The following is a 7,159-nucleotide window of genomic DNA, read 5'->3' as shown; positions in this document are numbered from 1 at the left end:
CGGGGGTGGTGGTGGTGGTGGTGAGCCAGCCGCGGGCGACCAGCCGGTCCCGGGCCTGCGTCAACTCCTGCGCCGACCAGCCTCGGCGGAGCAGCGGCTGCGGCGCCAGGCCGGTCGCCGCCCGCCAGGCAAGCGCCTCGGCCGGGTCGAGGTCGGCGGCGACAAGCGCCGCCACATGCCCGTCGCCGCGATGCTCGCGCAACGTGGTCGCCGCCTGCCAGAGGCGGGCCAGCGGATAGTCTCCGCGCGGCAGGGCGGCGTTCGCCGCGCCGAGCACCCGGCCGGGCGCGGCCCCGACCGCCTCGGCGGCGACCTCCAGCAGTTCGGCGGCCTCCGCGAGGTGCCGCTCCGGAAGTTCGTACGTCAGCTCGGCGAGCGCCTGCACCGCACCGGTGAGCCGGGCCCGCAGCGCCTCCTCGGGCGTGGCCAGCTGCCAGACCGCGGGCAGGGCGCGGGTCACCACGTGCGGGGCGAAGGTGAAGAAGGTGGCGATCACCGGCGCGGGACCGACCGGTCCGAGCGGGGCGGCCCGGCCGGCGAAGTAGCCGCGCCAGAAGCCGCGCAGCCCGGCCGCCTCGTACGCGGCGCGGGCGCGCGGATGGAAGTAGGTGACCGCGTGCACCGGCTCGTAGCAGGTCCACATCAGCCGGGCCACCGGCCCGGGCCCGTCCAGCGCGGTCACCCGTACCTCCTACTCAGCGGCGAGAATGTCCACCACGAAGCGCAGCGGGCCGCCCGGACGTCCGCCCTCACCGTCGCCGTACGCCTGATCGGCCGGGATGTCGAGCTGTACGCGGCTGCCCACGGTCACCCCGACCAGGCCGTTGTCCCAGCCCGGGATGACCTGCCCCACACCGATCGGGAAGGTGGCCGGCTGCCCCCGCTCCCACGAGGAGTCGAACTCCTCACCGCTGTCGTAGAACACTCCCACGTAGTTGGTGGTGATGGACTGGCCCTTCTTGACCTTCGGACCGGTGCCCTCGATCAGCGGGGTGACGGTGAGCTTGGTCAGCTCGCCCTCACCGGCGGCGACCGTGGGCTTGCTGCCCAGCGCCGGATCGGCGCCCTCTGGCAGCTGCGGCGGAGGCGGCGGCGCCTGCGCACCATCCGAGGTCACGTCGCTCGGCGACGCGGACGGGGTGCCGGCGGCCTGCTCGGGGGCATCGTCACCACCACGCTGGCCGATGATCACGAACACGGTGATCAGCACACCGACCACGGCGACGGCGGCGAAGGCCCCGGCCCAGGCCTGCCGGCGGCGCTTGGCCTCGGCTGCCTTCTGCTCGGCCAACTGTTCGGCCAGTCGTCGCCGCGCCTTGCTCTCCTGCCCGCCCGCCTGATCGCTCACGTCCTCGACTCCCCTGAACAGAGATGGATGCGTCCGGCCACGGACGCCGTCGCCGACACACGGTACCTGGTGGTGGGTGTACTTCCGACGATCGATCGTGACCGGTGGGATTCCTGAGGCCGGCGGGGCAGGAGTGCGGGGCCCGGAAATGATTCCGGGCCCCGCACCGGTGCCGACTGTCGAGTCCGCGTCACCTGCTGAGGACAGGGCGGGTCACCAGGACGTCGGCTTGCCCTTCTGGAACAGCCACACGTCGAAGAAGGCGGTCAGATCCTGCCCCGACTCCCGCTCGGCCAGCCCGATGAAGTCGGTGGTGGCGGCGTGGCTGTACTTGTGGATCTCCGCCCACTGCCGCAGGATCCGCAGGAACGTCTCCTCGCCGACCTTGCCGCGCAGCGCGTGCAGGGTCATCGCGCCCCGGTTGTACGGGATGCTGCTGAACATGTCCATCGGCCCGGGATCGGCGAGCACGATCTGCCAGAACGACGACGAGGCGGCGCGGCCGTAGTTGCTGCTGCTGTTGAACGTCGCCTGGACCGTCGCGCCACCGTTGTACTCGGTGTACATCCACTGGCCGTAGGTGGCGAAGCCCTCGTTGAGCCAGATGTCCTTCCAGCGCTCCGGCGAGACACTGTTGCCGTACCACTGGTGGGCGATCTCGTGGGCCATGGTGCCGACACTCGCCGTGTTCGAGAAGATCGGCTTGGTCTGGGTCTCCAGGGCGTAACCCACCTGGGGGGCGTAGTCGACGATCGCCCCGGTGGAGGCGAACGGGTACGGCCCGAACAGCCCGGTGAAGAACTCCATCATCTTCGGGATCTGCGACACCGCGTTCGCCGAGCCGGTGACCAGCCGCGGGTCGATCGCCACGTACGACGGGACGCCGCTGGGCGTGACCGATTCGGTGACCACGAACCGGCCGATCGTGATCGTGGCCAGGTACGTCGCCATCGGCTCGGTGTTGTCCCAGACGTACGTGGTCCAGCCGTCGGTTGTCTGCTGGGAGAGGAGCTGGCCGTTACCGACGGCGGTGAGCCCCTCCGGCACCTTGGCGGTGAAGCGGAAGGTGGCCTTGTCGGTCGGGGTGTCGTTGCTCGGCAGCCAGGCAGGGGTGCCCTGCGGCTCACCGACGACGAAGGCGCCGTCGTCGGTCGGGATCCAGCCCTCGATCGACCCGTCCGGGTCGGTCACCGGACCGGGGATCCCGGCGTACTTCACCACCACCGTGAACATCTGCCCGGTCTTCGGCTTCGGGCGGGGGGTGACGATCAACTCCTGGCCGTCGCGGGTGAAGTCGTTCTTCTTCCCGTTCACGGTCAGCGAGGAGATCTCCGGCCCGCGGAAGTCGAGGTTGAACTGATCGAGATCCTGGGTGGCCCGCGCGGTGATCGTCGCGGTGGCGTCCATGAACCGGGTCGCCGGGTCGTACGAGAAGTCGAGATCGTAGTGCTGGACGTCGTACCCGCCGTTGCCCTGGTCCGGGAAGTACAGGTCGCCGATGCTCGGTGCGCCGGGCGAGAAGCGGGGCGCTCCGGGGTTGCCGGGTGCCGCGCTGGCCGGGCCCGGTGCCACCAGGGCCCCGGCGGCCAGCAGACCGGCGGTGGCCAGCGCGGCACCGCGCAAGCGAGGGATCGTCATGTGAATCCTCTCCATGGGGGATGCCCGGGAGCGTAAGGATTCACAAAATCCCTGGTCAATGGCCTAACGGCCAGGATCAGGCGGTCTTGCGGGGGGCGGCCTTCTTCGCCGTCTTGGCCGCCTTCTTCTCGGCGGTCTTCTTCCCCGCCTGAGCCTTCGTGGCCGGCGTCTTCTTCTCGCCGGTGGCCTTCTTCGCCGTGGTCGCCTTCTTCTCGGCGGTCTTCTTCGCCGGGGCCTTCTTCGCGCCCGCGCCCGCGCCCGCGGCGGCCTTCTTCTGGGCCGAGCGGGCCGACGTGATCGGCGTCGGCTCACCGGCACCACCGCCGGCCCGGCCACCACCGCCGGCACCGCCACCGCTGGCCCGGCCGCCACCACCGCCGGCACCACCACCGCCACCGGCCGCGCCCGTCTCACCGCGCGCCGCGCGGGCCCGTTCGACGGAAGCCTTCAGGGCGGCCATCAGGTCGACGGCGGCGGCCGGGGCCTCCTCCACCTCCTCCGGCTGGACCACCTCGCGGCCCTCCACCTTCGCGTCGATGACCTCCTGCAACGCGGCCCGGTAGTCGTCGGTGAACTCGTCCGGCTGGAAGTCACCGGCCATCGAGTCGATGAGTGAGGTGGCCATCGCCAGCTCAGGTGGGCGGACCTTCAGGTCTTCGGCCAGGAAACCGAAGTCGGGTTTCCGGATCTCGTCGGGCCAGAGCATCGTGTTCAGCAGCAGCACCCCGTCGCGCACCCGCAGGGTGGCCAACTGCTCCCGCTGGCGCAGCGCCACCTTGACGATCGCCACCCGCTCGGAGTCGGTCAACGCGTCCCGCAGGAGTAGGTACGGCTTGGTGGCGGTGCCCTCCGGCTCCAGGAAGTACGCCTTGTTGTAAAGGATCGGGTCGACCTGTTCGGCCGGCACGAACTCCAGCACGTCGATCGCGTGCGAGGTGCTCAGCGGCAGGTCGGCGAAGTCTTCGTCGGTGAGGATGACCATCTCGCCGCCGCCGATGTCGTAGCCCTTGGCGATGTCGTCGTAGCTGACCTCCTCGCCGCAGACCTGGCAGGTGCGCTTGTACCGGATTCTTCCCCCGTCCTCCCGGTGCACCTGGTGGAACCGGATGTCCTTCTCCTCGGTCGCCGAGTAGAGCTTGACGCCGATCGAGACCAGCCCGAACGACACCGCCCCCTTCCAGATGGCCCGCATCCCGCGCCCCCTTCCCCGATATCGACCATGGTCGCACCAGAAAGAACCGGGTGTAGGGCGTTCGCGCTGGTAATACAGTCGGAACGTGCCCGGTGCGCCGCTCAAGCCGATGCTCGCGATGACCGGGCCACTCCCGGCCGGCGGGGGCTGGGCGTACGAGTTCAAGTGGGACGGCGTACGCGCGCTCGCCGACATCGCCGCCGGGCGGCAGCGCCTCTACGCCCGCTCCGGCGCGGAGATCACCACCGCGTACCCGGAACTGATCCCGCTCGCCGAGCAGGTGGACGACGCGCTGCTCGACGGCGAGGTGGTCCTCTTCGACCAGGCCGGACAGCCCTCGTTCACCGCGCTGGCGGAGCGGATGCACGTACGAAATCCGGCGAAGGCGGCCCGACTGGCGGCGACCGTACCCGTCACGTACATGATCTTCGACTTGTTGCGACTGCGCGGCACGGACCTCACCGGATGGCCGTACGCCCGCCGCCGGGACACCCTCGACGAGCTGGGGTTGGGTGCGGCGCGGTGGGCCGTGCCCCCGGTCTTCGCCGACGGCCCGGCCACCTACGCGGCGGCCGGTGAGCACGGCCTGGAGGGGGTGATGGCGAAGCGGCGCGACTCGGCCTACCGGCCCGGGGTCCGCTCACCGGACTGGGTCAAGGTCAAACTTGAGGTGACAGGCGACTTCGTGGTCGGCGGCTGGCGACCCGGCGCGCGCAAGATCGGCGGCCTGCTGGTCGGGGTGCCCGGCGCCGGCGGGCGGCTCGTCTACCGGGGTCGGGTCGGCGGCGGTATCGGCGCGGCCCTGGAACGGGAACTGCTGCGCGAGTTGGAGCCGCTGCGCACCGCCGCGTCACCGTTCGCAGGCGACGTGCCCCGGGCGGATGCCCGTGCCGCGATCTGGGTAACACCACAGGTGGTAGTGGAGGTCAAGTACGGCCAACGGACGCCGGACGGACGGCTGCGGTTCCCCCGGATCCTGCGGCTGCGGCCCGACAAACCGGCCGAGGAGGTCGACGATGCCAGCTGACCGGCTTCCGGTGGAGGTCGAGGGACGTCGCCTGGAGCTGTCCAACCTCGACAAGGTGCTCTACCCACAGGCCGGCTTCACCAAGGGCGAGGTGATCGACTACTACACCCGGATCGCCCCGGTGCTCCTGCCGCACCTGAAAGACCGGGCGCTGACCCGGATCCGCTACCCCAACGGGGTGGAGGGCAACTCGTTCTTCGAGAAGAACGCCCCCGCCGCCACCCCCGACTGGGTACGCACCGAGAACCTGCCCGCCCCCGGGTCGAGCAAGGGCCGCGAGACCATCGACTACGTGGTCGCCGACGACCTGCCCACCCTGGTCTGGCTGGCCAACCTGGCCGCGCTGGAACTGCACACCCCGCAGTGGAAGGTCGGCGCACACCCGGACCTGATGGTCGTCGACCTGGACCCGGGCGCCCCGGCGTCGCTGGAACAGTGCTGCCAGGTGGCGCTGCTGCTGCGTGACCGGCTCGCCGACGACGGCGTCGACGCGTACCCGAAGACGTCGGGGAAGAAGGGCATGCAGCTCTGCTGCCCGATCTCCGGCACCCAGTCCGCCGACGACGTGTCGGCGTACGCCCGGCGGATCGCCCAGGACCTGGAACGCGAGCACCCGAAACTGATCGTGTCGAGAATGGCGAAGAACCTCCGCCCCGGCAAGATTTTCATCGACTGGAGCCAGAACAACGCGGCCAAGACCACCGTCGCGCCGTACTCCCTGCGCGCCGAGGCCGTCCCGTCGGTGTCGACGCCGCTGACCTGGGACGAGGTGGCAGCCGGCCCGCGCGGCAAGCAGCCCGGCGTCCGCCCGTTCACCGCGGCCGAGGTCCTGCAACGGGCCGAGGAGTGCGGTGATCTGCTCGGCCCGCTCCTGCACGCCGGCCCCGAACTCCCAGCCGGGTGATTCGAAACTAGTACTGCATGTAGTACTATCGTGAGGTGCCGCCGATAGCCAAGATCATTGAAGCGATGCGTAAGAGTCAGCAGAACATCGCGTACAACGATCTGTATCGGGTCTGTGAGCACCACTTCGGGAAGCCGCGCCAGGCCGGCACCTCCCACGCCGTGTTCAAGATGCCCTGGGCTGGCGACCCACGAGTCAACATCCAGGACGACAAAGGAAAGGCCAAGGCTTACCAAGTTCGGCAAGTGCTCAAGGCGATCGAAAAGAAGGAGGCCAGGTGATGTCCGAGTCCCGCCCTGAGATCTCCCACTACACCTACCGCGTCACCTGGTCGGTCGAGGATGACGAGTTCGTTGCCAGCTGCGCGGAGTTCCCATCCCTCTCCTGGCTCGCTCCCTCCCAGCTGGAGGCGCTTCAGGGCCTCCAGGAACTCCTGCGCGAGGTGATCGCCGACATGGCCGACCAGGGCGAGCAGGTTCCGGAGCCGCTCTCCGAGCGCAGTTACTCGGGGAAGTTCAACCTTCGGGTCGGTGAGAGCCTGCACCGCGAACTGGCCATCCACGCCGCCGAGGAAGGCATGAGCCTCAACCAGTACGTGCTACGCAGGTTGAGCGCCGCCTGATCCACGGTCGTGGTCGTCGAGACTCGGTGACCACCCATTGGCGGCAGTCACGGCTGCCGGCGGAGTCGGGCGTAGGCCCCGGTGAGCAGGGCGACCACGATCACGCTGACGAGCACGTCGCTGACCAGGGCCTCGCCGGGCGAGGCCGGCGCGTACGGCGGCACGAGGTACGCCAGGACCGCCGCGCCGACAAGTGGCCCCGCGACGCCTGCCAACACGTGTTCCTGCCCCCAGCCGGTGCGCCCGGACCAGCGGACGAGCGCCACCGCCAGCGCGCCGATGACGACCACCGCCACGGCGACCCCGATCCAGCCGGAGAGCATGTTTACGCCGAGGTAACCGGCCAGTACCAGCAGCCAGAGACGGCGTGGTCGGGGCGCTGACACCGAGGCCGAGGCCGGGGCCGGGGCTGAGGGCGAGGGCGGGGC

At 70.2% G+C, this 7,159-nt stretch carries 8 protein-coding genes and 1 pseudogene; 4 read left to right on the top strand and 5 right to left on the bottom strand.

Going from position 1 to position 7,159, the window contains the following annotated elements; genetic code table 11:
- From C1I93_RS26645 to ku, 4 genes are all read right to left on the bottom strand, one after another.
- Positions 1-643 (bottom strand): SCO6745 family protein (locus C1I93_RS26645; RefSeq protein WP_111246031.1); only part of this gene is annotated, 643 nt, incomplete at its 3' end.
- 48 nt (positions 644-691) lie between these two features.
- Complete coding sequence (locus tag C1I93_RS26640; protein WP_111246029.1) at positions 692-1,348, bottom strand: FKBP-type peptidyl-prolyl cis-trans isomerase; 657 nt, start codon at positions 1,346-1,348, stop codon at positions 692-694.
- A gap of 213 nt (positions 1,349-1,561) precedes the next feature.
- A complete protein-coding gene (locus tag C1I93_RS26635; protein ID WP_111246028.1) occupies positions 1,562-2,986 on the bottom strand; it encodes a M1 family metallopeptidase in 1,425 nt (474 codons plus the stop codon).
- A 76-nt stretch (positions 2,987-3,062) separates the two neighbouring features.
- The gene (gene ku, locus C1I93_RS26630) at positions 3,063-4,178 is read right to left on the bottom strand and encodes a non-homologous end joining protein Ku (RefSeq protein WP_111246027.1); all 1,116 of its coding nucleotides are present in this window, start codon (positions 4,176-4,178) and stop codon (positions 3,063-3,065) included.
- A gap of 85 nt (positions 4,179-4,263) precedes the next feature.
- Here ku and ligD (C1I93_RS26625) point away from each other — a divergent pair, with 85 nt between their 5' ends.
- Genes ligD (C1I93_RS26625) through C1I93_RS26610 form a run of 4 tightly spaced genes read left to right on the top strand, consistent with a single transcriptional unit; the run spans position 4,264 to position 6,731 of the window.
- Positions 4,264-5,205 (top strand): non-homologous end-joining DNA ligase, encoded by a 942-nt coding sequence (gene ligD / locus C1I93_RS26625; protein WP_111246026.1) that lies wholly within the window; start codon positions 4,264-4,266, stop codon positions 5,203-5,205.
- Positions 5,195-6,109 carry a non-homologous end-joining DNA ligase gene (gene ligD / locus C1I93_RS26620; RefSeq protein WP_111246025.1) on the top strand — a complete coding sequence of 305 codons (915 nt, stop codon included), beginning with the start codon at positions 5,195-5,197 and terminating at the stop codon, positions 6,107-6,109. Before ligD (C1I93_RS26625) ends, ligD (C1I93_RS26620) begins: the two co-directional genes overlap by 11 nt.
- A gap of 35 nt (positions 6,110-6,144) precedes the next feature.
- Positions 6,145-6,390 carry a toxin HicA gene (locus C1I93_RS26615; protein WP_223256763.1) on the top strand — a complete coding sequence of 82 codons (246 nt, stop codon included), beginning with the start codon at positions 6,145-6,147 and terminating at the stop codon, positions 6,388-6,390.
- Positions 6,390-6,731: a type II toxin-antitoxin system HicB family antitoxin gene (locus C1I93_RS26610; protein WP_111246030.1), complete on the top strand. Its 342-nt coding sequence runs from the start codon at positions 6,390-6,392 to the stop codon at positions 6,729-6,731. Before C1I93_RS26615 ends, C1I93_RS26610 begins: the two co-directional genes overlap by 1 nt.
- A 47-nt stretch (positions 6,732-6,778) precedes the next feature.
- On the opposite strand, the pseudogene C1I93_RS26605 reads toward C1I93_RS26610, so the two are convergent.
- Positions 6,779-7,159: pseudogene (locus C1I93_RS26605) on the bottom strand (hypothetical protein); the annotation flags it as partial.

Source organism: Micromonospora endophytica, assembly GCF_003236305.1.
Lineage (GTDB): Bacteria > Actinomycetota > Actinomycetes > Mycobacteriales > Micromonosporaceae > Micromonospora > Micromonospora endophytica.
This window is presented reverse-complemented; position numbering and strand designations above follow the sequence as displayed.